Here is a 24,909-nt window from a genome sequence, read left to right as displayed (position 1 = left end):
CTCTTTACTTGGATTGAGACGACCATGGTTTAGGCATATTATAGGAATAATATGCCTAAAATCCCGCTGAACTCGCCTGACCAGCAACTGCTCGACTAGTTTGTCGTGTTCAGCTGTCTTATTATCAAGTTCGCAGTGTATATTGTCTCGTTCAACCGCTTATTGTTAATTTCGGACATTGATTAGTTAGTAATCTCCATTGGATTTTCGCAGCAGGGAGGCGACTCCAGTAGGATCAAGTGAGTAAGATGAGCCTTCACAACGTACACGCGTAGGCGTGGCGGTGAAGGCTCATCGCTCACCCTACGGAAAGCGTCCGCCCTGCTGCGAAAATCCCTGCGGACACTTCATACAACTCACTACTGCGCAGTATCCCTATTATGCGTTTCATTCCATTCGAAATTCTTTTTACTAAATCGGGGCAGAGACAGGTGCATGCGCTTTTGTTCTTTATGCCAATTGCTTAAGTATAAATTAAATCATACATTGATAAGTTGCAACCATATAGTAAAAACTATTATCAAAACATTGAGAATAAAATATAATTACATTATGTTCAGTATCAATATAATTTTTCAAGGGGGGGAACGACTTGATTCGACTTTTACAACAGACAGACTTGGAGGCTGTGAGTAACATTGTTGCCTTTGCATATCCAGGCATGAACATCCAAACAACAGAGAAGAAAACGGAATTTGTAGTTCGTTTAACGAAAGAGTTGGAAGAACAAAATGGTATTCAGTATTTAGGATATTTTAATGACGAAGAAGAACTGTTAGGCATGTATCGTCTGAACGATTTTGAATGTAATGTAAATGGAAAATTCCAACGTATTTTTGGTATTGGGATGGTTGCCGTGCATCTTCTACATAAAAAAGAAAAAATTGCATTGAAGCTTCTTTCTCATTTCCATGACTTTGCTAGAGAAGAAAATGTGAGCCTAGTTTCACTATATCCTTTCAATCCAGGTTTTTATCGAAAGATGGGGTATGGCTATGGACCTTTGAAATATGAATTTAAAATAAAACCGAATGCTTTAATTGTCACTGGTGAGAAAGGATTGGTTACCTTTTTGACACCACAAGATGAGGAGGCAATCGTTTCCCTCTATAACAGCTATGCTCAAAAAAATCATGGAATGATTAAAAGAACGTGGACCGAACAGCAACGAATTAAGAATGGGGTGACTAATTATGTTGGCGTGAAAGAAAATGGGCAACTAGTAGGTGCATTAGCATTTACATTAGAATCTGTAAAAGATAGTCACTTTTTACATCAACATATGATCGTCCATGAGTGGATATGGACAAAACCAGATGCCTACCAACAACTGGCTTCTTGGTTACATTCCCAACAGGATCAAATGGATCGAGTTATTTTTCGGACAAATGACCAATCTTTCGTGTATGCACTGACCAATCCATTGAATGGTTCCAATCATCTTATTCCAAGTGTATATCACGAAGTGGCAACTTCGGGAACAGGACTCATGTATCGAATAACAAATGTCATTGATTTTATTCATGAAATGAATTTTCAGCAACTTAGAAAACCAGATCAATATGTAAAAATAGTTATAGAAATAGAAGATACATTTTTACCAAAACAAAATGGTCTATTTGAAGTCATTTATAAGGATGAAATGTGGAGTGCTACGAAATTATTGAATTACGCAGAAGGAGCGAATATTAAAATAGGCATTCAAGATATTAGTTCTTGGTGGATGGGATGTATTTCTATAGAAACGCTTTATAATTATGGGAATGTTTCTATAAATAATATAAATCCTCAATTGTTAGACGAATGGTTTATGCCGAAACGAAGTCCTATTTGTTTCACATCATATTAAAAGGAGGGATAACATGATTACGTTTAAAACAATGGACCAGATCACCTTTCAAGAAGCATACGAACTTTTTACGAACGGGTTTGAAGGCTATTATATTCCGATGAAAATGCCATTGGATGCTTTTGTTGCTCGTTTTGGAAATGAAAACCTTTCCCCAGCACTATCGATTATTATGTTGGATGAAGGTAAGCCGATTGGATTTGTATTACAAGGCATTCGAGAAGTAGATGGACAGAAAGTTGCTTGGAACGGGGGAACTGGTATCATTCCAGCGTATAGAGGAAAAAAGCTTGGTGTTTCGCTCATAGAAAAAGCTCTAAATATTTTGAAGCAGGAAGATGTAAAAATTGCTACATTGGAAGCTTTGTCTGTAAATCAACCAGCTATTAAACTATATGAAAAAGTAGGATACAAAGTAATCGATACACTGCATTTTTTAGAGGCAGCGGGAGAGCTTATTTTTGATGAAAAAATAGCCAATGAATTTTCCATACAAAGAATTCCAGCATTACAAGCGGTAGCTACAAGCATCTTTCCTTCTGTTGCTCCGTGGCAAGTTGATCCTTCTATTATTCCGAAAGTCGGTGGCGAAGCGGTTATTGCAAGGAAGGGGAATGAAATACTAGCTGCTTGTTTAGTAAGAACAAAGCAGCAGTTCGGCTTCGAAGCGGAAGCGGTCACTTTATTTCAAGCTACTATTAAGAAGGAAAATGAAGAAGGAGAGCGTGCACTCCAAGCAGTTCTCCAAGAAGGCTTACTTTTTCAAAGCTCCCTTAAAAGAACAACCTATAATTTAATGGATCATTCTAAAAAAGTAATTCCTCTTTTACAAGACAAAGGATTTAAAAATACGGAAATCTCTCAAGTGTTTATGGTAAAGGAATTATAAAAGCGATAATAGGAAAAGACTGCTCTGCAATAGAACAGTCTTTTTCAAATTAGTTTTGAGCATCTAAGAATTCTGTAACTTGCTCAGGAGACTTAGCGTTGGCACTATGTAAATGTGCTTTTTTCTCGCCATTTTGATAAATAAGAAGGCTTGGAATACCCATTACTTCGTATTTTTCAGCGATTTCCGGTAATTCATCTCGGTTTACTTCATACCATGTGTATTGGTTATACTTTTCAATGATTGGATCGATGAACATTTCCATGCGTCGGCAATCTGGGCACCAACCAGCTTCGAATTTTACTAGTACTTCGTTGTCACCAGAAATAATTTCGTTGAATTGTTCTACAGTTGTAATTTTGTTCATATTAAAAACCTCCTATGATTTGTTTTCCTATTTAGGTTCCAGGCGACGGCCTCAAAATCAAATGTCAATCTTCTGCTCTTGCACAAGCTCCTTGAAGAAGAACTAAGTCGCTGCTAAGCAGGCGCCTTCACTTTTCTAAATTAGTTTACACTGTTTCAGAAAGAGTAGAAAGAAAATTGCTCGTTTTTATTCATTTTATTATTGCGAAAATTTAAAAATTGTTCTAAACTAATAGTCATAGAGAGTGTTTCTATTTTTTTTATGAATAAAATGAATGAGCATTCATTCAAAACAAAGGGGAGGCTTTTGCACGTGACATTTCAAATTAAAAAAGCAGCGGTTCTTGGCTCGGGGGTAATGGGGTCTGGAATTGCAGCTCACTTAGCGAATATAGGTATTCCAACATTATTGTTAGATATCGTACCAAAAGAAGTGAGTAAAGATGAGGAAGCTAAAGGATTAACATTAGAGCATTCAGCAGTTCGTAATAAATTTGCCAACACGGCATTGCAAAAATTGTTGAAACAAAAACCAGCGCCTCTTACTTCGACTAAAAACCTACAACTCATTACTGCTGGAAACTTAGAAGATGATTTAGACAAATTAAAAGAAGTTGACTGGATCATTGAAGTAGTCGTGGAAAATTTAGACGTGAAAAAAAGCTTATATGAAAAAATAGACGCGGTACGAAAAGCAGGGACTATTATTAGTTCCAATACTTCAGGCATTAGTATTAATGCAATGGTGGAAGGACGCTCGGAAGATTTTGCTAAACATTTTTTAGGAACGCATTTCTTTAATCCACCACGTTATTTAAAGCTATTAGAAGTGATACCTTCTAAAACAACTGATATCAAAGTTGTAGAATATATGAAGCAATTTGGAGAAGACGTTTTAGGAAAAGGGGTAGTATTAGCAAAAGATACACCTAACTTTATCGCCAATCGAATCGGCACGTATGGTTTACTTGTGACACTACGAGAAATGCAAGCACGCGGATATTCTGTAGGGGAAGTGGATTCAGTTACTGGACCACTAATCGGACGCCCAAAATCTGCGACGTTTCGTACATTAGATGTAGTTGGATTAGACACCTTTGCACATGTTGCGAAAAACGTATACGACCAAACAACTGGCGAAGAGCAAAAAGTGTTTGAAGTACCGGCATTTATGCATAAAATGCTTGAGAATAAATGGCTTGGTGCCAAGACAGGGCAAGGTTTCTTCTTAAAAGAAGGTAAAGAGATTAAAGAATTAAATCCAGAAACACTTGAATACGAGCCAGTTAAAAAGCTAAAAACACCATCGATGGAAATGGCAAAACAGCAAAAAGGTTTAGCGGCCAAAGTGAAAACGTTAACATATGCAAAGGACCGTACTGGCGAACTGCTTTGGAGCATTTTAAGCCCGACACTTATTTATTCAGCTGACTTACACGGGGAAATTGCAGACGATATTGTATCCATTGACCAGGCGATGAAATGGGGATTTGGTTGGCAGCAAGGGCCATTTGAAATATGGGATGCAATCGGTGTCAAAGAGTCAGTGGAAAAGATGAAAGCAGAAGGAAAGGAAATCCCTGTATTCGTACAGTCGCTTTTAGATAAAGGGTACGAATCCTTTTATAAAGAAGAAAATGGAGATCTTTATTACTTTGATGGAAATGACTATAAGATCGTTTCTTTCAATGAAAAAGTAATCGATCTGAAACGTTATAAGAAAAAACATGGTGTTATTAAATCTAATTCTGGTGCTAGTTTAATAGATTTAGGTGATGGAATTGCTTTACTAGAATTCCATTCTAAATCGAATGCAATAGGGCTCGACATTTTACAAATGATTAACTTTGCAATTGAGGAAGTGGAGAAAAACTTTAAAGGTCTTGTTATTGGAAACCAAGGGAAAAACTTCAGTGTTGGGGCAAACCTTGGAATGATTTTGATGGAAGCACAAGACGATAACTTATTTGAATTGGATTTTGTTATTCGTAGCTTCCAAAATGCAACGATGAAAATTAAATATTCCTCTAAACCAGTAGTAGTTGCACCATTTGGGATGACACTTGGTGGTGGTGCAGAAGCTTGTTTACCGGCGGCGCATATTCAAGCAACGACTGAAACCTATATGGGGCTAGTGGAAGCCGGTGTTGGTCTGATCCCTGGTGGAGGAGGCAACAAAGAGCTATATATGAAGCATTTAAAAGGACTACCAAAAGGCGTTCAAGTCGACTATCAATACGTTGCCAATAAAGTATTTGAAACAATTGCAATGGCAAAGGTTTCAACATCTGGAGACGAAGCGCTTGAAAATAACTTCTTAAACTTTGCGGATGGTATTAGTGTGAACCCGGATCATCAATTGTATGATGCAAAACAAGCAGCACTAAGTCTTGCAAATGCTGGATATAAAGCTCCGTTACGAGAAAAGGTTCCTGTAACAGGGTCTCCTGGATATGCAACTTTACTTTTAGGTGCTGAAGGCATGTTCTTATCGGGCTATATTAGTGAGCATGACTTGAAAATTGCGAAAAAGCTTGCCTATGTGATTGCTGGTGGAGAAGTTCCATACGGTACTTTAGTAGATGAGCAATACTTACTTAACTTGGAACGCGAAGCATTTTTGAGCTTGGTAGCAGATCCAAAATCGCAAGCAAGAATGCAACATATGTTAGTGAAAGGTAAGCCATTACGCAACTAATTGTGCGTAGGTGATAAAGGAGGAAAACTCATGCGTGAAGCAGTTATCGTAGCAGGTGCAAGAACACCAGTTGGTAAAGCGAAAAAAGGATCTCTCGCAACTGTTCGTCCAGATGATTTTGGAGCATTAGTTGTGAAAGAGACGTTAAAAAGAGCAGGAAACTATGATGGGCCAATCGATGATTTAATATTAGGCTGTGCCATGCCAGAAGCAGAACAAGGGATGAACGTTGCCCGTAATATAGGGGCTATAGCAGGTCTTCCTGATTCTACACCAGCGATTACAGTAAATCGTTTCTGTTCATCTGGTTTGCAATCCATTGCATATGCAGCAGAGCGTATAATGCTTGGCCATTCCGAGGCAATTATTGCAGGTGGAGTAGAATCGATGAGTATGGTGCCGATGATGGGAAATACAATTCGACCGAATGCCAAACTAGCAGAAACAGCTCCGCAATACTATATGGGGATGGGACATACAGCGGAACAAGTGGCAAATAAATACGGTGTGAGTCGCGAAGACCAAGATGCATTTGCAGTACGTTCACATGAATTAGCTGCAGCTGCCATTGCTGCTGGTAAATTTAATGATGAAATTGTTCCAGTAGAAGTAGTGAAGCATTTTGTAGATGAAAATAACAAAGCACAAGAGAAGAAGTTTTTATTTGAAATGGATGAAGGAGTTCGAGTTGGTACATCGATTGAAACACTTGCAAAGTTGCGCCCAGCATTTAATGTACGCGGCTCGGTAACAGCAGGTAATGCTTCGCAAACTTCAGACGGGGCAGGAGCGGTACTTGTCATGGACCGGGAAGTTGCAGAAGCGCAAGGATTAAGACCAATTGCTAAATTCCGTTCGTTTGCAGTAGGAGGAGTAGCACCGGACGTAATGGGGATTGGTCCGATTGTAGCGGTTCCAAAAGCATTGAAACTTGCAGGATTATCTGTCGATGACATCGATGTTTGGGAAATTAATGAAGCGTTTGCTTCTCAATCGATCCAAGTTGTACGTCATTTAGGAATTGATATCGATAAAGTCAATGTGAATGGTGGAGCCATTGCACTGGGACATCCACTAGGGGCAACTGGAACAATTTTGACATTAAAAATGATGGGTGAGCTTAAACGACAAGGGAAACAATTCGGAGTAGTCACAATGTGTATCGGTGGGGGAATGGGAGCTGCCGGAGTGTTCGAACTGCTATAACCAAACTTTTCAAGGGGGAATTTAACATGACGGAAGTAAAACAAATGATTAAAGGTGGAAGCTTTTTAGTAGAAGATGTAGATGCAAACCGTATATTTACACCTGAGGATTTTACAGATGAGCAAAAAATGATTTCGAAAACTGCTGAGGACTTTGTAACAAATGAAGTATTACCTGTAGTAGAAAAATTGGAAAATCACGAATTCGAGCATTCGGTTCGATTACTTAAATCTGCTGGAGACCTTGGTTTATTGGCAGCGGATATTCCAGAAGAATACGGCGGAATTGCATTAGATAAAATTTCTTCTGCATTAATTGCGGAAAAATTATCTGTAGCAGGTGGTTTCTCGATTACACATGGTGCCCATGTAGGGATCGGAACTTTACCAATTGTCTTATTTGGTAATGAAGAACAAAAACAAAAATACTTACCAAACTCCGCTTCTGGAGACAAAATTTCTGCGTATGCACTTACAGAGCCAGGTTCAGGTTCAGATGCTTTAGGGGCGAAAACTACTGCAAAGTTAAATGCAGAAGGTACGCACTATATTCTAAATGGAGAAAAACAATGGATTACGAATGCAGGGTTTGCAGATGTATTTGTTGTTTACGCAAAAGTAGATGGGGACAAATTCACTGCATTTATCGTAGAGCGTGAATTCCCAGGCGTTTCTGTTGGAGCAGAAGAGAAGAAAATGGGGATTAAATCTTCTTCTACGCGTACGCTTATTTTACAAGATGCTCAAGTACCAGTTGAAAATTTACTTGGGGAGATCGGCCGCGGCCATGTCATTGCCTTCAATATTTTAAATATTGGTCGTTACAAATTAGGAGTTGGAACTGTTGGGGGTTCTAAACGTGCATTAGAATTAGCAATTTCTTATGCTAATCAGCGTCAACAATTTAAAACACCTATTTCTTCCTTTAATTTGACCAAACAAAAATTAGCTACAATGGCTTCGAAATTGTATGCAACAGAAAGCTTAATCTACCGCACTGTTGGATATTTTGAAGAGCGTATGAGCCAGTTGAGTGAGGAAGAACAGAAAGATGGAAAAGCGATTGCAGCATCTATCGCAGAATATGCAATTGAATGTTCTATTAATAAAGTAGTAGGTTCAGAAGTATTAGATTATATCGCAGATGAAGCTGTCCAGCTACATGGTGGATATGGCTTTATGCAAGAATATGAAGTAGAGCGTATTTACCGTGACTCTCGTATTAACCGTATTTTCGAAGGAACAAATGAAATTAACCGACTAATTGTTCCTGGTACTTTCTTGAAAAAGGCAATGAAAGGTGAATTACCACTTCTTCAAAAAGCGCAAAGCTTACAAGAAGAGTTACTTATGATGATGCCAGAAGAGGTAAGTGATGCACCACTAGCACAAGAAAAAGTATTAGTAGCGAATGCAAAGAAAATTGGTTTACTGGCAGCTGGACTTGCAGCACAACGTTTCGGCACTAAACTGGAAGCGGAACAAGAAGTACTTGTGAACATTGCCAATATCGCAAACAACTTATTTGCAATGGAATCGGCAGTTCTGCGTACCGAAAAAGCGATTGGTCGTGATGGAGCAGAAAAATCAAACCAAAAACTGCTGTATACGCAAATCTTCTGCCAAGAAGCATTTGAAGCGATCGAAAAGGATGCTAAAGAAACGCTAATCGCATCCGTAGAAGGTGATACATTACGCATGATGTTATCTGCTCTTCGTAAATTAACACGCAATACACCATACAATGTTATTGCTAAAAAACGGGAAGCATCTGTTAAATTGATTGATGCAGAGAAATATGTCGTTTAAGTAGCTCCTTATAAAAAACGATGGACCGATGTGCGGTTCATCGTTTTTTTTGATATGATAAAAAGAAAAAAGGTGAGAAGTAATGACAATTCAATTTTTTGGTTACCCTAAATGTAGTACATGTAATAAAGCAAGCAAATGGTTAAAAGACCATAATATAGAGTTTGTTCAGCATCATATCGTAGAAACACCCCCTTCTAAAGAGCTTATAAAAGAGATGCTTTCTACAAGTGGAATAGAATTAAAGAAACTTTTTAATACAAGTGGTATGAAATATAGAGAGTTACAATTGAAGGACAAACTACCGAGTATGACAGAAGAAGAACAAATAGAACTGCTAGTATCTGATGGGATGCTAGTGAAGCGACCGCTTGTTTTTGATGGTAAGCATTTGACGCTTGGTTTTAAAGAAGAAGAGTTTGAACAAATTTGGTCAAACAACTAAAGTGGCTTGTTTTTAACAGAAAAATATGTGAATATTATAGGTGAATGTATAACCAATTTGAGAGGGGTATAATTATGAGCACACCAAAAGAATTAAAGTATTCAGAAGAACATGAATGGGTAAAAACAGAAGGTGGAAATGCACGTATCGGTATTACTCATTTTGCACAATCTGAACTAGGAGATATCGTATTTGTTGAACTTCCACAAGTGGGAGACGATATTAAAGCAGGAGATCCATTTGGTAGTGTTGAATCAGTAAAAACTGTTTCAGAACTTTATGCTCCAATAAGCGGAAAAGTTATAGAAGTAAATAGCGAGCTAGAAGATAGCCCTGAATTTGTAAACGAATCTCCGTATGAAAATGCATGGATGATCGTCGTTGAACCATCAGATGCTTCAGAAATTGATGGTTTATTATCCGCGGAAAAATACGAAGAATTAATTTCAGAATAATAATGAAAACGCCGGTTAATTGTCGGCGTTTTTTTCATATACTAAGTTAACGATATAATTAGGGAGAGAAGCTAATTGGCTAATGTTTTTAGTGAAAAAGTAATTCTCGTTGAAGGAAGGTCGGATAAGCTTCAACTTTTACGACTTCTTGATGAATCCCCAGAAATTATTTGTACGAATGGCACGATCTCCAATGTAAAACTAGAAGAAATTTTAAGTCCCTATGATGATTTTCCAATTTATGCTTTTTTAGATGCAGATAAATCGGGGGAGCAAATACGTTCGATCGTCCGAAAAGAATATCCAGAAGCAATTCATTTATACACAAATCCGATGTATTGTGAAGTGGCCAACACCCCTTTCAAAGTTTTGGCTTCTATACTGAAACGTGTTAACATTAAAGTGAAAAAAGAATTTCTACTTTAGGATGATGTTTTGTGAATGAATGGACGCGCGAACAGTGGGAGTACTATAAAAATGATGGACAGCTTTCGCTATTCTATCTGTATACACCGATGTGTGGTACTTGCATGGTAGCAAGTAAGATGATGCAAGTGATCAATGAATTAGTGCCAAATCCAGTAGGTCAAGCAAATATAAATTATTTAGAAAACCTAGCAATGGAATATGAAATAGAGAGCGTCCCATGTTTGTTAATCGCCAAACAGGGACGCGTCTATAAAAAAATATACGCATTTCAATCTGTGCCATATTTGTTAGAGACCATTAAAGATATTGACAAGCAAGTAATGGCATGATAATATTCAACTTAATCGAATAGTGTCGCTCTTATTAAGAGAGGTGGAGGGAAGTGCCCGACGAAGCCCGGCAACCGTCATGTAAATGAAATGGTGCCAAATCACACAAAGCGAATGCTTTGGAAAATGAGAGAATGGATAAGTTCTATTTAGATAGAAAACTTACTTCCCTTCTGCTCTATTGCAGAAGGGATTTTTTACGGTTTAAGGAAAGGTGAGATTTACATGATTCGTTTAAAAGACGTTTCAAAGAAGTTCCAAACGAAACAAGGTACGATTATTGCTGTTGATGATGTAAATCTTGACATAAAGCAAGGCGAGATTTTCGGTATTATTGGATATAGTGGTGCCGGAAAAAGTACATTAATCCGTTTACTCAATGGATTAGAGAAACCAACGGCCGGACAAATAATAGTAAATGGCAAAGAAATCACTACGATAAATGAGGACAAGCTTCGTCAAGTTCGACATAAAGTAAGTATGATTTTCCAACATTTTAATTTGTTATGGTCCCGAACGGTTGCAGAAAATATTGCATTTCCACTTGAAATTGCGGGTGTTCCAAAAGATCAGCGAAAAGCTCGCGTAGATGAATTGATCGAACTGGTTGGGTTAGAAGGTAGAGGAAATTATTATCCTTCCCAACTATCAGGCGGGCAGAAACAGCGCGTAGGGATTGCGCGTGCATTAGCAAATCGTCCAGAAGTTTTACTCTGTGATGAAGCAACATCTGCACTAGATCCAGAAACAACAGATGCAATTTTAGATTTATTAGTTAGCATCAATGAAAAACTGGGTTTAACAATAGTATTAATCACGCATGAAATGCAAGTCATTCAAAAAATTTGTAATCGAGTGGCCGTAATGGAAGGTGGTCATGTTGTAGAAGAAGGCGACGTGCTAGAAGTCTTCCAAAACCCACAACAACCGATTACGAAGCGATTTGTATCGCAAGTATCAGAAACAGGACAAGCACAGCAGACGTTACAAAATTTAGTTGATCTATATCCAAATGGAAAGCTGATCAAGCTTGTTTTCGTCGGAGAACAGACGGAACAACCAATTCTTTCAAGACTTATCAAACAGTTTGAATTAGAAGTAAATATCGTCCAAGGAAATATTTCGCATACAAAAAGCGGTGCATTTGGTACGTTAGTTCTTCAAATAGATGGAGATGCATTAGCGGTCGATGAAGCGATTCGATTTATACATGAACAAAAAGTAAGTACAGAGGTGATCAACAATGATTAATACGCTTTTTCCGAATGTTGATTGGCCTAAGATGTGGGAAGCAGCACTCGAAACATTATATATGACAGCAATTTCTACTATATTAACAGCCATTTTGGGTTTAGCACTTGGTCTCTTATTGTTTTTAACAAGTCCACATCAAGCATGGGCAAATAAACTGGCGAACTGGTTAACGGGTGCTTTTGTTAATATTTTCCGTTCTATTCCTTTTATTATTTTAATCATATTATTAATTCCTTTTACAAAATTACTTCTTGATACAATCCGTGGTCCGAATGCAGCGTTCCCAGCCCTTGTCATTGGTGCTGCCCCGTTCTATGCACGTATGGTGTTAATAGGTTTACGAGAAATTGATAAAGGTGTTTTAGAAGCGGCAAGATCAATGGGTGCTAAAACCTCTACTATTATATGGAAGGTTTTACTTCCAGAATCGATGCCAGCTTTAGTTTCTGGGATTACAGTAACTTGTATTTCGCTTGTTGGTTATACGGCGATGGCGGGAGTAATTGGGGCCGGTGGTTTAGGGACACTCGCTTTTCTAGATGGTTTTCAACGTAATAGAGAAGATGTTACTTTAATGGCAACGATTTTAATATTGATCATTGTATTTATCATCCAATGGGTCGGCGATATGATTACAACAAAAATAGATAAACGTTAGGTGTTCGCGGGTTTACCCGATCACATATAAAAATGGGGAAAATTTAAAGGAGAGAATACAGATGAAGAAATTTTTAGCAGGAGCATTATTATCAGTAAGTGCATTAACACTTGCGGCTTGTGGAGATGACGATAGCAGCAAATTAGTAGTAGGTGCTTCTAATACACCACACGCTGTCATTTTAGAAGAAGTAAAACCAATCCTTGAAGAACAAGGGATTGAATTAGTGATAGAATCTTATCAAGACTATGTATTACCAAACAAAGATTTAGAATCTGGTGAGTTAGATGCAAACTATTTTCAACATATTCCTTATTTAGAAGATCAAATTGCTACATTCGGTTATGATTTCGTAAACGCTGGTGGAATTCATATTGAACCAATCGGATTATATTCGAAGAAATATAGTTCTGTTGATGAGCTTCCAGAAGGCGCTACAATTTTAATGAGTAACTCAGTTTCAGACCACGGTCGTGTTTTAGCAATGCTTGAAAGTGAAGGATTAATCACTTTGGCGGAAGGTGTAGATAAAACAACTGCCGAAATTTCTGATATTGTGGACAATCCAAAAAATCTTGAATTTGATCCAAACTATGAACCAGCATTAATGGTTCAATTATATGAAAATGACGAAGGCGATGCATTACTTATTAACTCAAACTATGCAATCGACGCAGGGTTAAACCCAATTGAAGACTCTATCGCAATTGAAAACTCCGATTCACCATATGTAAATATCATTGCAACAAAAGCTGGTAAAGAAAAAGATAAAAACATCAAAGCATTAGTAGACGCATTACACTCACAAGAAATCCAAGACTTCATCCAAAATGAGTGGGGCGGCACAATCGTACCAGTAAACAAATAATTTATATAATCAAGCAGGCACGCGCATGAAGTGCCTGCTTTTTTATATGCTTTATGGAGATAAGGCGTCGTAGAAAGACCAATAAGAAGGCCGCCGCCCGGCAAGTGGCGATCCACTACGTCGCTAACGCTCTTGCGCGGTCTTTCACCTTTGTGCAAAATTCCAAAGAATGGCTAAGGGCAATCAAAAAGCTGGTGAAAGCGACTAATTTCAGTATGAAAGCAACTAAAACCAGTATGAGAGCAACTAAATTGCCGATGAAAGCAACTAATTTCTTACAATAGCAAGTATACTTGGATTGAGATGAATATAGTTGCAGCTCGTTTTTGTATATGTTGCGACAAAACTCTACAATGTTGCGCATTTTTGCTAGGGCATTCATCTATAGCTAAGTATAGTGGATATATTTACCGTAGCGCGCCGAGTAGCATGATTGCGGCAAGCGCGAAGGCTAGCGATCACCTTTTGTGACGCTTTACCCCTATACTGTACATATCCCACGATAAGCTTTCAAATTGGAATACATATAAAAAACCCTTATATTTTTTATGAGGACATTTAAGTGGCTTTATTCGAGCGATCTCCAGTTCTATCTGTGTATAAAACACTATTTCAATAGAAGCTAATAATATTTTTATAATCGCTTATAAGTTTTCCCCAAAAAAATGTTTAACATATATGTACAAGGGTATGTACCATAGTGTAGGTGTAAAAAATGGAAAGGAATGATTCATTATCAGTTCAGAAGGCTTACCTTACACGGAGCAGATGGACCACGCATTTAGAGGGGTGCACGGATTCGGATATGACGAATTACGAAACAGCCAAAATTTGCGAATGAAAGTTGAAAAAAGAAGACAACGAGATTATGAGAAAAGTATTCAAGTTCTTGCTAAAATTGATGCCGGGGCCTTTAAAGGCTAATATGATTAAATCCATGAAGTCATGTGCTTCATGGATTTTTTTGCATTAACACTATATACATAGTGAAATCGATTCTCAATTAGATAATGGTATTGAAAATATCAACATATTCCAATTTCATCAATAGTTTACGAGAAAATCTTTAATTATCAAGATTTTTGTATGTTTTATATATTAAATTTGAAACTGTTTCAAAAGATTTGCCAGAGACATCAGTTTGGGTTAAGATTAGAATGATAATAAATTAGAATGGTTACACATTCATAGTTACTTAATGGAGGTTATTCAATGTCAACTTTAGTGATTAAGGATTTACACGTTGCAATCGACGGTAAAGAGATACTTAAAGGTGTTAATTTAACAATTAATACAAATGAAATTCACGCAGTTATGGGTCCAAATGGTACTGGGAAATCAACTTTAGCGTCTGCTATTATGGGTCACCCTAAATATGAAGTAACTTCCGGTTCAGTTGAATTGGATGGCGAAGATGTATTAGAAATGGAAGTAGACGAGCGTGCACAAGCAGGTCTATTTTTAGCAATGCAATACCCAAGCGAAATTACTGGAGTAACAAATGCAGACTTCTTACGTTCAGCGATTAACGCTCGTCGTCCAGAAGGTGAAGAGATTTCATTGATGAAATTCATCCGCGAATTAGATAGCAAAATGGAATTTTTAGAAATGGACCTTGATATGGCACAACGTTATTTAAATGAAGGATTTTCAGGCGGAGAGAAAAAACGTAATGAAATTCTTCAGTTAATGATGTTACAACCAAAATTCGCTATTTTAGATGAGATTGACTCTGGTCTAGATATCGATGCACTTAAAGTTGTTTCTAAAGGGATCAATGAAATGCGCGGAGAAGGCTTCGGAAGTCTTGTAATCACTCACTACCAACGTCTACTTAACTATATTACTCCAGACTACGTACACGTAATGATGCAAGGTCGCGTAGTAAAATCAGGTGGACCTGAGCTTGCTCAAAAATTAGAAGCACAAGGTTATGATTGGATTAAAGAAGAGTTAGGAATCGAAGACGAGACAGTTGGACAAGAAGCATAAGAGAGGGGACGAATAAACATGACGGTTGAAACAAAACTGGCATTAACCGAGCAAGATATCCGCTCCTTTTCAGAAGGTAAACAAGAGCCAAGCTGGATGACGGAACTTCGTCTAAAAGCATTTGGTGAACTTGAAACACTTCCAATGCCAACACCAGATAAAACAAAAATTACAAACTGGAATTTCACTGAATTTCCTACACATACTGTAGAAAGTAGTGTATACGCTTCTTTGGAAGAACTTCCAGAAGAAGTGAAAACACTTGTGAATACAGAAGAACAAAAAAACATCTATATTCAACATAATAATACACCTGCATTTTCTTCTTTATCAGAAGCTTTACAAGCAAAAGGTGTTATTTTAACTGATATTTATACTGCTATGCGTGAACATAGTGATCTTGTTCAACAATACTTGATGACTGATGGCGTTAAAGTAAACGAACATAAACTTACTGCATTGCATGCAACATTATTAAACGGTGGTGTCTTTGTATACGTACCGAAAAATGTGGTAGTAGAAGAGCCGATTCAAGTAATTTATTTACACGATGATAGCAACGCATCCCTATTTAACCATACCCTTTTAGTGGCAGAGGAAAACAGTGTTGTTACTTATGTGGAAAACTACTTGTCTACAGTTGAACATGCTAATGGCCAAGCGAATATCATTTCAGAAGTAATTGTTAAAGATAATGCAAAAGTTACATTTGGTACAGTAGATGTATTAGCAGAAGGATTTACTACGTATGTAAACCGTCGCGGTGTGACTAGTCGTGATGCAGTGCTTGAATGGGCACTTGGAATGATGAACGACAGCGATACAATTTCTGAAAATGTGACACATCTAGTGGGAGATAATTCAGAAGGTCATGTCAAAATGGTTGTTGTAGGTCGCGGAAAACAAAAACAAAACTTTACAACAAAAGTAATCCATTGGGGTAAACATACAGAAGGTCAAATCTTGAAGCACGGTGTAATGAAAGAGGAAGCTTCTTCTATTTTCAATGGTATCGGGAAAATTGAATTCGGTGCGACAAAATCGAATGCAGAACAAACATCCCGTGTCCTTATGTTAAGTGAAAAAGCTAGAGGGGATGCAAACCCAATTCTTTTAATCGATGAAGATGATGTAACAGCAGGTCACGCAGCTTCTGTTGGCCGAGTAGATCCACTTCAGTTGTACTATTTAATGAGCCGTGGTATTTCTAAACACGAAGCAGAGCGTCTAGTAATTCATGGATTCCTTGCTCCAGTAGTGAACGAATTACCGATCGAAGGCGTGAAGAAACAGCTGACGGAGGTTATTGAAAGGAAAGTTCGCTAATGCTCAGTAAAGAGATTCAAAGCTATTTTCCCATATTAAATCAAGAGATTAATGGCCATCCACTTGTTTATCTAGACAGTGGAGCCACTTCTCAAAAACCAGTACAAGTCATTGAAGCGATTAAAAAGTATTATGAATTTGAAAACTCCAATGTTCACCGTGGTGTTCATACACTAGGTAACCGTGCGACAGAAAGTTATGAAGGAGCACGTGAAAAAGTTCGCAAGTTTATAAATGCTAAATCTACCCAAGAAATTATTTTCACTCGTGGTACAACGACTTCTCTTAATACAGTTGCACAAAGCTACGGCCGCGCAAATGTAAAAGAAGGCGATGAAATTGTTATTACGCATATGGAGCACCATTCCAATATCATTCCTTGGCAACAACTAGCCAAAGAAACTGGAGCCACACTGAAATATATCGACTTAGAAGCTGATGGGACATTATCGTTAGAAAAAGTCCGTGCAACTATTACGGATAAAACGAAAATCGTATCGATTGTCTACGTTTCCAATGTACTTGGTACGATGAACCCGATTAAAGAAATCACACAAATTGCACATGAACATGGAGCTATTATGGTTGTGGATGGAGCACAAGCTGCACCGCACTTAAAGTTAGATGTTCAAAACCTAGATTGTGACTTCCTTGCTTTTTCTGGTCATAAAATGTGTGGTCCTACTGGTATTGGTGTATTATACGGAAAACAAGAATTGCTAGAAAACATGGAACCAATTGAATTCGGTGGAGAAATGATTGACTTTGTAGGTTTATATGAATCTACATGGAAAGAGCTTCCTTGGAAATTTGAAGGGGGAACACCAATTATTGCAGGTGCGATAGGTTTAGCAGCTGCCATTGATTTTCTTGAAGAGATTGGATTAGATGAAATAGAACAACATGAGCATGAACTTGCTGCGATTGCGATGGAGAAAATGTCTACTGTAAATGGTGTGACAATTTACGGACCTGTAGATCCATCTAAACGAGCAGGAATCGTAACATTTAACTTGGATGAAGTACATCCACATGATGTTGCAACTGTGCTCGATATGAATGGTATTGCAGTTCGTGCGGGTCATCATTGTGCTCAGCCTTTGATGAAATGGTTACAATGCACGGCAACTGCGAGAGCAAGTTTTTATCTTTACAATACAGAAGAAGATATTGACAGACTTGTAGCTGGACTGCGTACTGCAAAGGAGTATTTTAGCGATGTCTTCTAATAATTTAGATCAACTATATCGACAAGTTATAATGGATCATTATAAAAATCCTCGCAACAAAGGAAGTATTGAGGATGGCGCATTGACAATTGATATGAATAACCCGACTTGCGGTGACCGTATTCATCTGACGCTTCAAGTAGAAGATGGTGTCGTTCAAAATGCCAAGTTTGACGGGGAAGGTTGTTCTATTTCCATGTCATCTGCATCGATGATGACACAAGCGATCAAAGGAAAGAAAATTGATGAAGCACTTCAATTATCTCATATCTTTTCTGATATGATGCTTGGGAAAGAATACGACGATTCCATTGACCTCGGTGATATTGAAGCATTAAACGGGGTTGCCAAGTTTCCTGCGCGTATTAAGTGTGCGACGTTAGCGTGGAAAGCAATGGAAAAAGGCGTTTCTGAAGAACAACAATAAAAGTAGAACGGAGGAATTACGATGGCAAAAAAAATGCCTGAAATTGGTGATTATAAATATGGTTTCCACGATAAAGACGTATCCATTTTCCGTTCAAAACGTGGTTTGACGAAAGAAATTGTCGAAGAAATTTCACGTATGAAAAGTGAACCACAATGGATGTTGGATTATCGTCTGAAAGCTTTAGAAATTTTCTATTCTAAACCAATGCCACAATGGGGTGGGGATTTAGGATCATTAGATTTTGATGAAATTACGTATTACGTAAAACCATCAGAAGCTACACAGAAATCATGGGATGAAGTACCAGAAGAAATCAAAGCAACATTTGATAAACTAGGTATCCCGGAAGCAGAACAAAAATACCTTGCTGGTGTTTCTGCACAGTATGAATCAGAAGTTGTTTACCACAATATGAAAGAAGAACTAGAAGATATGGGAATTGTATTTAAAGATACAGACTCAGCACTTCGTGAAAACGAAGATATTTTCAAAAAATACTGGGGTACAGTAATTCCTTCCTCAGATAACAAGTTCTCGGCACTTAACTCAGCAGTATGGTCAGGTGGATCATTTATCTATGTACCACCAGGCGTAAAAGTGGATACACCACTTCAAGCGTACTTCCGTATTAACTCGGAAAACATGGGTCAATTTGAACGTACACTTATTATTGTAGATGAAGGTGCTTCTGTACATTACGTAGAAGGATGTACAGCTCCTGTTTATACAACAAACTCACTGCATAGTGCGGTTGTTGAAATCATTATTAAAAAAGATGCATATTGCCGTTATACAACAATACAAAACTGGGCAAACAACGTTTATAACTTAGTTACGAAACGTGCTGTTTGTGAAGAGAATGCTACAATGGAATGGATTGACGGGAATATCGGATCTAAGTTAACGATGAAATACCCAGCAGTTATCCTTAAAGGAGAAGGTGCTCGTGGTATGACACTTTCAATCGCGATTGCTGGTAAAGGGCAACACCAAGATGCTGGTGCGAAAATGATGCACTTAGCTCCAAATACGTCATCTACTATTGTTTCGAAATCCATTTCTAAACAAGGTGGTAAAGTAACATACCGTGGTATCGTACACTTTGGACGTAAAGCAACTGGTGCACGTGCGAACATCGAATGTGATACATTAATCATGGATAACCAATCTACATCAGATACAATTCCATACAACGAAATCTTGAATGATAATATTTCTCTTGAGCATGAAGCGAAAGTTTCTAAAGTATCAGAAGAACAATTATTCTACTTGATGAGTCGTGGATTAAGCGAAGAAGAAGCAACAGAAATGATCGTAATGGGCTTCATCGAGCCATTCACAAAAGAACTTCCAATGGAATATGCGGTTGAGATGAACCGTCTAATCAAGTTCGAAATGGAAGGATCAATCGGTTAATCAATAATAAACAATAATAAAAGGAGGCGAACTTCATAGTTCGCCTCCTTTTTGCATGTAGGATGAATTTTTTGGGTTCTGTGCAAAGAAAAATTCAGAATTGTTTGTTGCACAGGGACGTTAATCGAAAGGGAACGTTATATTACCGGCTTCTCACAAACAATAATTTATACCACTGATTTACGATAAATGGCAAAGCAGATAATGCATAGATATATACCAATTGAACACTATTTAATGTAGCAACATCGAACATATCGGAAAGTGCTGGGATAAACAAGACGAAATGTAAACATAAAACCCCGATTAAAAATGCTAGCCACGTAAATTTATTTGAAAATACACCAATCTTGAAAATTGATTCTTTCGATCGGGAGTTGAAGCCATGTATTAATCTGGACAAACATAAGGTTGTAAATGCCATAGTAGTTGCAGTTAGTGTATCACCCGTCTGCAATCCCATTCGAAAAGCAACAATAGTAGCAAACGCAATCAACAAACCTTCGACTATCACTTGCGTTGTAAACTTTTTATTCAATAATGGCATGCGAATATCTCTAGGCTTGTCCTTCATGGCATTTTTATTTTGTGGCTCTAAGCCTATTGCGATTGCAGGTAAACTGTCGGTAAGTAGATTTATAAACAGTAGATGTACAGGTGCAAAAGGGAGTGGTAAGCCTAAAATAGTAGCATACAACACAACAAAAATAGCACCGGCATTACCTGATAATAAGAATAGAATCGCATTTTTGATATTCGTATAAAGGCTTCTTCCATTCGATATCGCTTTGACAATTGTTGAAAAATTATCATCTGTTAAGACCATCGAGGATGCATCTTTTGCCACTTCGGTACCGGTTATCCCCATAGCGACACCGATATCGGCTTGTTTTAAAGCAGGACCATCATTGACACCATCTCCGGTCATGGCGACGACATTTCCTTTTTCTTGCCAAGCTTTTACGATACGAATTTTATGTTCTGGTGTTACTCGGGCATAGACGGAGATATCTTGAACTCTTTCTTGTAGCTCTTTATCGGTTAGCTGTTCAATTTCATATCCTTCCATTGCTTCAGATGGATCTTGTAAAATCCCGATTTGCTTAGCAATAGAAATGGCGGTTACTTTATGGTCCCCTGTTATCATGACAGGTTTAATCCCTGCGTTAATACAGCTTTCAACGGCAGCTTTGGACTCTTTTCTAGGAGGGTCCATCATTGCTATTAGTCCGGCAAAGATTAAATCTTTTTCGTCTTCTGCACTAATTGTACGACTTTGATTGATTTCTTTGTAAGCAATTGCAAGCACTCTTAAACCATTCATCGAAAAATTATGATTTACTTCTTCAATTTTTCTTCGATCGAATTCAGTTAGATCTACTATCCCGTTTGAAGTAATGATTTTTTTCGTTTTATTTAGAAGAACATCTAATGCACCCTTTGTGATCATCACATTTTGGTGATTAAGGCGATTCACTGTACTCATCAGTTTTCTATCCGAATCAAAAGGAATTTCGGCTATTCTTAAGTTATGTTCTCTTATGTTAAGTGCGTCAAGGTCATATTGCTTTCCTAATTTTACAAGCGCAATTTCAGTAGGATCTCCGATTTCTTTTTGATCTATTAGGGAAGCGTTATTACATAATAAGCCCATTAAGATTAGATTTCTCTCTGATGTATTTTTAGTTTGTATTTGGTCATATGGAATGATTTTTTGATCGGCGTATATATGTTGGACGGTCATTTTGTTTTCCGTTAATGTTCCGGTTTTATCGGAACAAATGACAGATACACTACCTAAACTTTCGACGGCATAAAGCTTTCGTATTATCGCGTTTTCTTTAGCCATCTTTTGGGTTCCAAAAGCAAGCACGATGGTGACGATGGAACTTAAAGCTTCTGGAATTGCTGCAACTGCAAGTGCAACTGCAAACATAAATGAATCTACGAGCTCGCGTCCTCGAAAAAGATCGATCGTGAAAATGGCCAAACAGATTATTGTTATGCCTAAAGCTAAATTACCGCCGAAATGATCGAGACTAACTTGTAGTGGAGTTTTCTTCTCTTTAGCTGTATCGAGTAAATTGGCGATTTTTCCGATTTCTGTTTCCATTCCGATAGCCGTAACAATGACAATTCCACGTCCGTTAGTAACAAAGCTTCCAGTGAAAACCATATTTTTTTTATCAGCCGTCATTATATTATCTTTATTGATGGCTACGGTATTTTTCTCTACAGAAAGTGATTCGCCAGTTAATGAACTTTCGTTAATATGGAGGTTATAGCTTTCTAATAAACGACCATCCGCGTTTATATAATCCCCGGCGTCTAAATAAAGAAGATCCCCAACAACTATCTCTTCTGAAGGAATTTCAACTAGTTGATTGTTTCGTAACACTTTTGCGATTGGGGTCGTTAATGCTTTTAGCTTGTCCAATGACTGCTCAGCTTTTACATGTTGTACGGTCCCGAGTATTGCGTTTAATATGATGACGATCATAATGACAATTGTGCTTTCTACTTCTCCTAAAAGAAATGATATCAAAGCAGCAATCATTAAGATGATGACTAGTAAATCTTTAAATTGGCCTAAGAAAACAGCGAATGTACTTGTCCTTTTTCCTTCCACCAGTTTGTTATAACCATATTCTTCTTGTCTTTTTTGGACATCATAATCATTTAATCCTTGATTTGTCACATCCAATATCTTCATAACTTCTTGCGATGAGTGTTGATGATATTCCGACATTTGATTCTCCTTCCAGTGTAAAATGATTGGACACTGTAACAATCCTATTCTTGTTTTAATCTCCGTATGCTAGAAATCTATTAAATTTTAGAAGAAACTATATATCCGACATGTAAGTAATGTTTTAACAAATAACTTTTTGTCGCATATGCTTTATGTGTAAATGGATTTTGCAAGGAGGATTTTTATGCATTGGATAACCATTGTACTAATTGGCATAGCAGCAAATTTAGATAACTTAGGGATTGGGCTTGCTTATGGAGCCAAACAAACGAAGATCCCAATTGGTTCGAATTTAATGATTGCTTTAATATCAATGTGCGTTACTTATGTTGCTGTTTTTACTGGAGGTGCTTTTACAGCATATATTTCTCCAAGTGTAGCGAACTTTTGGGGAAGTTTTTTGTTATGCCTCATCGGTTTATGGACTTTATGGTCCAGTCGAGTTTCCAACAAGCATTCTAATAAAGATCCAAAGAAGTTTGATAAGGATAATAATTCGATTATCTCTCTTAAAGAAGCGGTATTATTAGGGTTCATCTTATCTATCAATTGTCTGGCAAGTGGAATTGGAATTGGCGCTAATGGTATTTCTGCTATTTGGACAGTAATTTCTATAGGTTTTTTCTCCATTCTTACTGTAGGGCTAGGAAGTCACTTCGGTTATTTGCTAATGAAAACTTTTATTGGAAAATATTCAACTATTATTTCAGGATGCTTACTTATTTTTATAGGTGTGTTTGAAATGTTTGCTTGATCGAAATCATTTTTTCATTTCACTGTAACTGGAATAAAAGCAATGATATGATATGAATATATGAATAAAGAGGTGAAAGAATGATTCGAATAGGATTAACAGGTTGGGGAGATCATCCTGACTTATACGTTTCAACAGCTAAAGAGAAGCTACAAGATTATAGTGCACATTTTCCGGTTGTTGAATTGGACACATCTTTTTATGCGATTCCACCGGTTAAAAATACATTAAAATGGATTAAGGAAACACCAGATAATTTTCAATTTGTTGTAAAAGCGTATCAAGAGATAACCGGTCATTTACGCGGGGAGTCTCATTATGAATCAATGGACGACATGTTCGAGCGTTACCGAGAGTCTATTTGGCCTTTTAAAGAAGCAGGCAAACTTTCGATGGTGTTAGTGCAATTTCCGCCTTGGTTTACATGTGTGAAAGAAAACGTGGAATATATCCTTCGAGTGAAAGAGGAATTGAGAGAGTTCGAGCTTGCTATAGAATTTCGCCATCAATCTTGGTACTCGTCTACATATCAAGAAGGAACATTAGATTTTTTGAAAAATCATCATCTCCATCATACGGTGTGTGATGAACCGCAAGTTGGGGAAGGTTCTGTACCGCTGATATCTATCGCAACGTCGGATAAAGTACTTATACGTTTACATGGTCGAAATACATATGGCTGGATTAACCCTGGAAATAACGAAAAATGGCGAGAAGTACGCTATTTATACGATTATAATAAAGAAGAGCTTGCATTTATTCAAAAGAAAGTAGAGCAGTTGCAAAAGCAAGCAAAAGAAGTAGTTGTCCTCTTTAATAATAATTCCGGAGGACATGCTGTGAAGAATGCGAAAGCTTTTCAACAAATGCTTGGTATTGAATTTGAAGGACTTGCTCCGAAACAATTAGACTTATTTGAAGGTGGGATATAATGGAGTGGGTATTATTAGTAGTCGCGGGGCTATTTTCTGGTATAGTTGGGGCCTTAGTAGGTTTAGGAGGGGGCGTAATTTTAGTTCCAGCAGTGTTGTTTTTTGGGACAACATTAGCATTAATTCCTGATATTACGCCACAGAGTGTGGTTGGGCTTTCGGTTGTTATGATGATTTTCACGGGTCTTTCTTCTACGCTTTCGTATATGAAAACGAAGACGGTGGATTTTAGAAGTGGATTTATCTTTTTTATCGGAAGTATACCGGGGACCATACTCGGTGCGTGGGTGAATAAGGGACTAGATTTACCATCATTTAATTTATATTTTGGCATTTTACTTATTGTTTTATCTACCCTTCTATTAGTTCGAGATCGGTTAAAACCAGTGAAATGGTTTGTTGAAAACGGGAAAAAACGAACATTTATAGATGGAAAAGATACTTATGTGTATGGTTACCCAATTTGGTTTGCATTACTGTTAACATTTGGAGTTGGGTTTGCTTCTGGTCTATTTGGTATCGGAGGGGGATCGATTATTGTACCTGCTATGATACTACTGTTTCTATTTCCTCCTCATGTTGCAGTTGCAACGTCTATGTTTATGGTTTTCTTGTCTGCATTGGTGAATTCTGCCACGCATATATCTTTAGGAAATGTACCATGGTTATATACAATTCCGGTCATTCCTGCTGCTTATATCGGAGCAAAAATAGGAGCAAAATTGAATAAAAAATTAAACTCCGATACATTAGTATTGGCACTAAGAATTGTGCTGCTTTTATTAGGGGTACGCTCGATTATTGCAGGGTTATTATAAAAAAGG

At 37.6% G+C, this 24,909-nt stretch carries 23 protein-coding genes and 1 riboswitch; of the genes, 21 read left to right on the top strand and 2 right to left on the bottom strand.

From position 1 onward, the window contains the following. Positions 1–592: 592 nt before the first annotated feature. The gene (locus ACIQ38_RS09665; RefSeq protein ID WP_402821570.1) at positions 593–1,849 is read left to right on the top strand and encodes a GNAT family N-acetyltransferase; all 1,257 of its coding nucleotides are present in this window, start codon (positions 593–595) and stop codon (positions 1,847–1,849) included. Between the two features lie 13 nt (positions 1,850–1,862). Beyond that, positions 1,863–2,738 (top strand): GNAT family N-acetyltransferase, encoded by an 876-nt coding sequence (locus tag ACIQ38_RS09660; protein ID WP_402821567.1) that lies wholly within the window; start codon positions 1,863–1,865, stop codon positions 2,736–2,738. 49 nt (positions 2,739–2,787) lie between these two features. Here ACIQ38_RS09660 and ACIQ38_RS09655 read toward each other — a convergent pair whose 3' ends face one another. Continuing rightward, complete coding sequence (locus ACIQ38_RS09655) at positions 2,788–3,105, bottom strand: thioredoxin family protein (protein ID WP_142540102.1); 318 nt, start codon at positions 3,103–3,105, stop codon at positions 2,788–2,790. Between the two features lie 270 nt (positions 3,106–3,375). On the opposite strand from ACIQ38_RS09655, the gene ACIQ38_RS09650 reads away from it, so the two are divergent. The 16 genes from ACIQ38_RS09650 (at position 3,376) to sufB (ending at position 19,647) form a co-directional block, all read left to right on the top strand. After that, entirely contained in the window at positions 3,376–5,802 is a 2,427-nt protein-coding gene (locus ACIQ38_RS09650; protein ID WP_402822530.1) for a 3-hydroxyacyl-CoA dehydrogenase/enoyl-CoA hydratase family protein, read from the top strand. 30 nt (positions 5,803–5,832) lie between these two features. Further along, positions 5,833–7,008 carry an acetyl-CoA C-acetyltransferase gene (locus ACIQ38_RS09645; RefSeq protein ID WP_402821563.1) on the top strand — a complete coding sequence of 392 codons (1,176 nt, stop codon included), beginning with the start codon at positions 5,833–5,835 and terminating at the stop codon, positions 7,006–7,008. Positions 7,009–7,034: 26 nt separating this feature from the next. Continuing rightward, entirely contained in the window at positions 7,035–8,816 is a 1,782-nt protein-coding gene (locus tag ACIQ38_RS09640; protein ID WP_402821560.1) for an acyl-CoA dehydrogenase family protein, read from the top strand. 82 nt (positions 8,817–8,898) lie between these two features. Next, a complete protein-coding gene (locus ACIQ38_RS09635) occupies positions 8,899–9,261 on the top strand; it encodes an arsenate reductase family protein (protein ID WP_402821557.1) in 363 nt (120 codons plus the stop codon). 74 nt (positions 9,262–9,335) lie between these two features. After that, positions 9,336–9,716 carry a glycine cleavage system protein GcvH gene (gcvH, locus tag ACIQ38_RS09630; RefSeq protein ID WP_402821554.1) on the top strand — a complete coding sequence of 127 codons (381 nt, stop codon included), beginning with the start codon at positions 9,336–9,338 and terminating at the stop codon, positions 9,714–9,716. A 75-nt stretch (positions 9,717–9,791) separates the two neighbouring features. Then, a complete protein-coding gene (locus tag ACIQ38_RS09625; RefSeq protein WP_402821551.1) occupies positions 9,792–10,142 on the top strand; it encodes a toprim domain-containing protein in 351 nt (116 codons plus the stop codon). A gap of 11 nt (positions 10,143–10,153) precedes the next feature. Further along, entirely contained in the window at positions 10,154–10,474 is a 321-nt protein-coding gene (locus ACIQ38_RS09620; protein WP_402821548.1) for a thioredoxin family protein, read from the top strand. 28 nt (positions 10,475–10,502) lie between these two features. Beyond that, a riboswitch (SAM riboswitch) is annotated at positions 10,503–10,607 on the top strand. Between the two features lie 92 nt (positions 10,608–10,699). Continuing rightward, a complete protein-coding gene (locus ACIQ38_RS09615) occupies positions 10,700–11,725 on the top strand; it encodes a methionine ABC transporter ATP-binding protein (RefSeq protein ID WP_402821545.1) in 1,026 nt (341 codons plus the stop codon). Continuing rightward, complete coding sequence (locus ACIQ38_RS09610) at positions 11,718–12,386, top strand: methionine ABC transporter permease (protein ID WP_402821542.1); 669 nt, start codon at positions 11,718–11,720, stop codon at positions 12,384–12,386. The genes ACIQ38_RS09615 and ACIQ38_RS09610 overlap by 8 nt, the downstream gene beginning before the upstream one ends. A 61-nt stretch (positions 12,387–12,447) precedes the next feature. Continuing rightward, on the top strand, positions 12,448–13,254 hold the full coding sequence (locus tag ACIQ38_RS09605) for a MetQ/NlpA family ABC transporter substrate-binding protein (RefSeq protein ID WP_402821539.1): 807 nt from the start codon (positions 12,448–12,450) through the stop codon (positions 13,252–13,254). Between the two features lie 768 nt (positions 13,255–14,022). Continuing rightward, on the top strand, positions 14,023–14,178 hold the full coding sequence (locus ACIQ38_RS22490; RefSeq protein ID WP_483880208.1) for a YuzK family famiily protein: 156 nt from the start codon (positions 14,023–14,025) through the stop codon (positions 14,176–14,178). A 288-nt stretch (positions 14,179–14,466) separates the two neighbouring features. Then, the gene (sufC, locus tag ACIQ38_RS09600; RefSeq protein ID WP_402821536.1) at positions 14,467–15,246 is read left to right on the top strand and encodes a Fe-S cluster assembly ATPase SufC; all 780 of its coding nucleotides are present in this window, start codon (positions 14,467–14,469) and stop codon (positions 15,244–15,246) included. An 18-nt stretch (positions 15,247–15,264) separates the two neighbouring features. Next, positions 15,265–16,572 (top strand): Fe-S cluster assembly protein SufD, encoded by a 1,308-nt coding sequence (gene sufD, locus ACIQ38_RS09595; RefSeq protein ID WP_402821533.1) that lies wholly within the window; start codon positions 15,265–15,267, stop codon positions 16,570–16,572. Next, complete coding sequence (locus ACIQ38_RS09590) at positions 16,572–17,801, top strand: cysteine desulfurase (protein WP_402821530.1); 1,230 nt, start codon at positions 16,572–16,574, stop codon at positions 17,799–17,801. Before sufD ends, ACIQ38_RS09590 begins: the two co-directional genes overlap by 1 nt. Then, entirely contained in the window at positions 17,791–18,228 is a 438-nt protein-coding gene (gene sufU, locus ACIQ38_RS09585) for a Fe-S cluster assembly sulfur transfer protein SufU (RefSeq protein WP_402821527.1), read from the top strand. Before ACIQ38_RS09590 ends, sufU begins: the two co-directional genes overlap by 11 nt. 21 nt (positions 18,229–18,249) lie before the next feature. Continuing rightward, on the top strand, positions 18,250–19,647 hold the full coding sequence (sufB, locus tag ACIQ38_RS09580) for a Fe-S cluster assembly protein SufB (RefSeq protein ID WP_402821524.1): 1,398 nt from the start codon (positions 18,250–18,252) through the stop codon (positions 19,645–19,647). 142 nt (positions 19,648–19,789) lie between these two features. Here the strand turns inward: sufB and ACIQ38_RS09575 are convergent, their stop codons facing one another. Then, positions 19,790–22,396, bottom strand: coding sequence for a cation-translocating P-type ATPase (locus tag ACIQ38_RS09575; protein WP_402821522.1), 2,607 nt, complete (start codon positions 22,394–22,396; stop codon positions 19,790–19,792). 187 nt (positions 22,397–22,583) lie between these two features. Here ACIQ38_RS09575 and ACIQ38_RS09570 point away from each other — a divergent pair, with 187 nt between their 5' ends. From ACIQ38_RS09570 to ACIQ38_RS09560, 3 genes are all read left to right on the top strand, one after another. Beyond that, positions 22,584–23,153, top strand: coding sequence for a manganese efflux pump (locus ACIQ38_RS09570; protein WP_402821519.1), 570 nt, complete (start codon positions 22,584–22,586; stop codon positions 23,151–23,153). An 80-nt stretch (positions 23,154–23,233) separates the two neighbouring features. After that, positions 23,234–24,085, top strand: a complete 852-nt coding sequence (locus tag ACIQ38_RS09565) for a DUF72 domain-containing protein (RefSeq protein ID WP_402821517.1) — start codon at positions 23,234–23,236, stop codon at positions 24,083–24,085. Beyond that, entirely contained in the window at positions 24,085–24,903 is an 819-nt protein-coding gene (locus ACIQ38_RS09560; protein ID WP_402821515.1) for a sulfite exporter TauE/SafE family protein, read from the top strand. The genes ACIQ38_RS09565 and ACIQ38_RS09560 overlap by 1 nt, the downstream gene beginning before the upstream one ends. Positions 24,904–24,909 lie beyond the last annotated feature (6 nt).

Origin of the sequence: Psychrobacillus sp. NPDC096389, from assembly GCF_044762855.1 — a bacterium.
Taxonomy (GTDB): Bacteria; Bacillota; Bacilli; order Bacillales_A; family Planococcaceae; genus Psychrobacillus.
The sequence above is the reverse complement of the archived record's forward strand: the minus strand, read 5'-3'. Positions and strand labels throughout refer to the sequence as shown.

Coding starts and splice junctions, on each gene's coding strand:
- ACIQ38_RS09650 (WP_402822530.1), top strand. CDS start 3,376: ATGAATGAGCATTCATTCAAAACAAAGGGGAGGCTTTTGCACGTGACA.
- sufB (WP_402821524.1), top strand. CDS start 18,250: ATGGCAAAAAAAATGCCTGAAATTGGTGATTATAAATATGGTTTCCAC.
- ACIQ38_RS09590 (WP_402821530.1), top strand. CDS start 16,572: ATGCTCAGTAAAGAGATTCAAAGCTATTTTCCCATATTAAATCAAGAG.
- sufU (WP_402821527.1), top strand. CDS start 17,791: ATGTCTTCTAATAATTTAGATCAACTATATCGACAAGTTATAATGGAT.
- ACIQ38_RS09660 (WP_402821567.1), top strand. CDS start 1,863: ATGATTACGTTTAAAACAATGGACCAGATCACCTTTCAAGAAGCATAC.
- ACIQ38_RS09635 (WP_402821557.1), top strand. CDS start 8,899: ATGACAATTCAATTTTTTGGTTACCCTAAATGTAGTACATGTAATAAA.
- ACIQ38_RS09575 (WP_402821522.1), bottom strand. CDS start 22,396: ATGTCGGAATATCATCAACACTCATCGCAAGAAGTTATGAAGATATTG.
- ACIQ38_RS09560 (WP_402821515.1), top strand. CDS start 24,085: ATGGAGTGGGTATTATTAGTAGTCGCGGGGCTATTTTCTGGTATAGTT.
- ACIQ38_RS09610 (WP_402821542.1), top strand. CDS start 11,718: ATGATTAATACGCTTTTTCCGAATGTTGATTGGCCTAAGATGTGGGAA.
- ACIQ38_RS09605 (WP_402821539.1), top strand. CDS start 12,448: ATGAAGAAATTTTTAGCAGGAGCATTATTATCAGTAAGTGCATTAACA.
- ACIQ38_RS22490 (WP_483880208.1), top strand. CDS start 14,023: ATGGACCACGCATTTAGAGGGGTGCACGGATTCGGATATGACGAATTA.
- ACIQ38_RS09640 (WP_402821560.1), top strand. CDS start 7,035: ATGACGGAAGTAAAACAAATGATTAAAGGTGGAAGCTTTTTAGTAGAA.
- ACIQ38_RS09655 (WP_142540102.1), bottom strand. CDS start 3,105: ATGAACAAAATTACAACTGTAGAACAATTCAACGAAATTATTTCTGGT.
- sufC (WP_402821536.1), top strand. CDS start 14,467: ATGTCAACTTTAGTGATTAAGGATTTACACGTTGCAATCGACGGTAAA.
- gcvH (WP_402821554.1), top strand. CDS start 9,336: ATGAGCACACCAAAAGAATTAAAGTATTCAGAAGAACATGAATGGGTA.
- ACIQ38_RS09565 (WP_402821517.1), top strand. CDS start 23,234: ATGATTCGAATAGGATTAACAGGTTGGGGAGATCATCCTGACTTATAC.
- ACIQ38_RS09615 (WP_402821545.1), top strand. CDS start 10,700: ATGATTCGTTTAAAAGACGTTTCAAAGAAGTTCCAAACGAAACAAGGT.
- ACIQ38_RS09570 (WP_402821519.1), top strand. CDS start 22,584: ATGCATTGGATAACCATTGTACTAATTGGCATAGCAGCAAATTTAGAT.
- sufD (WP_402821533.1), top strand. CDS start 15,265: ATGACGGTTGAAACAAAACTGGCATTAACCGAGCAAGATATCCGCTCC.
- ACIQ38_RS09645 (WP_402821563.1), top strand. CDS start 5,833: ATGCGTGAAGCAGTTATCGTAGCAGGTGCAAGAACACCAGTTGGTAAA.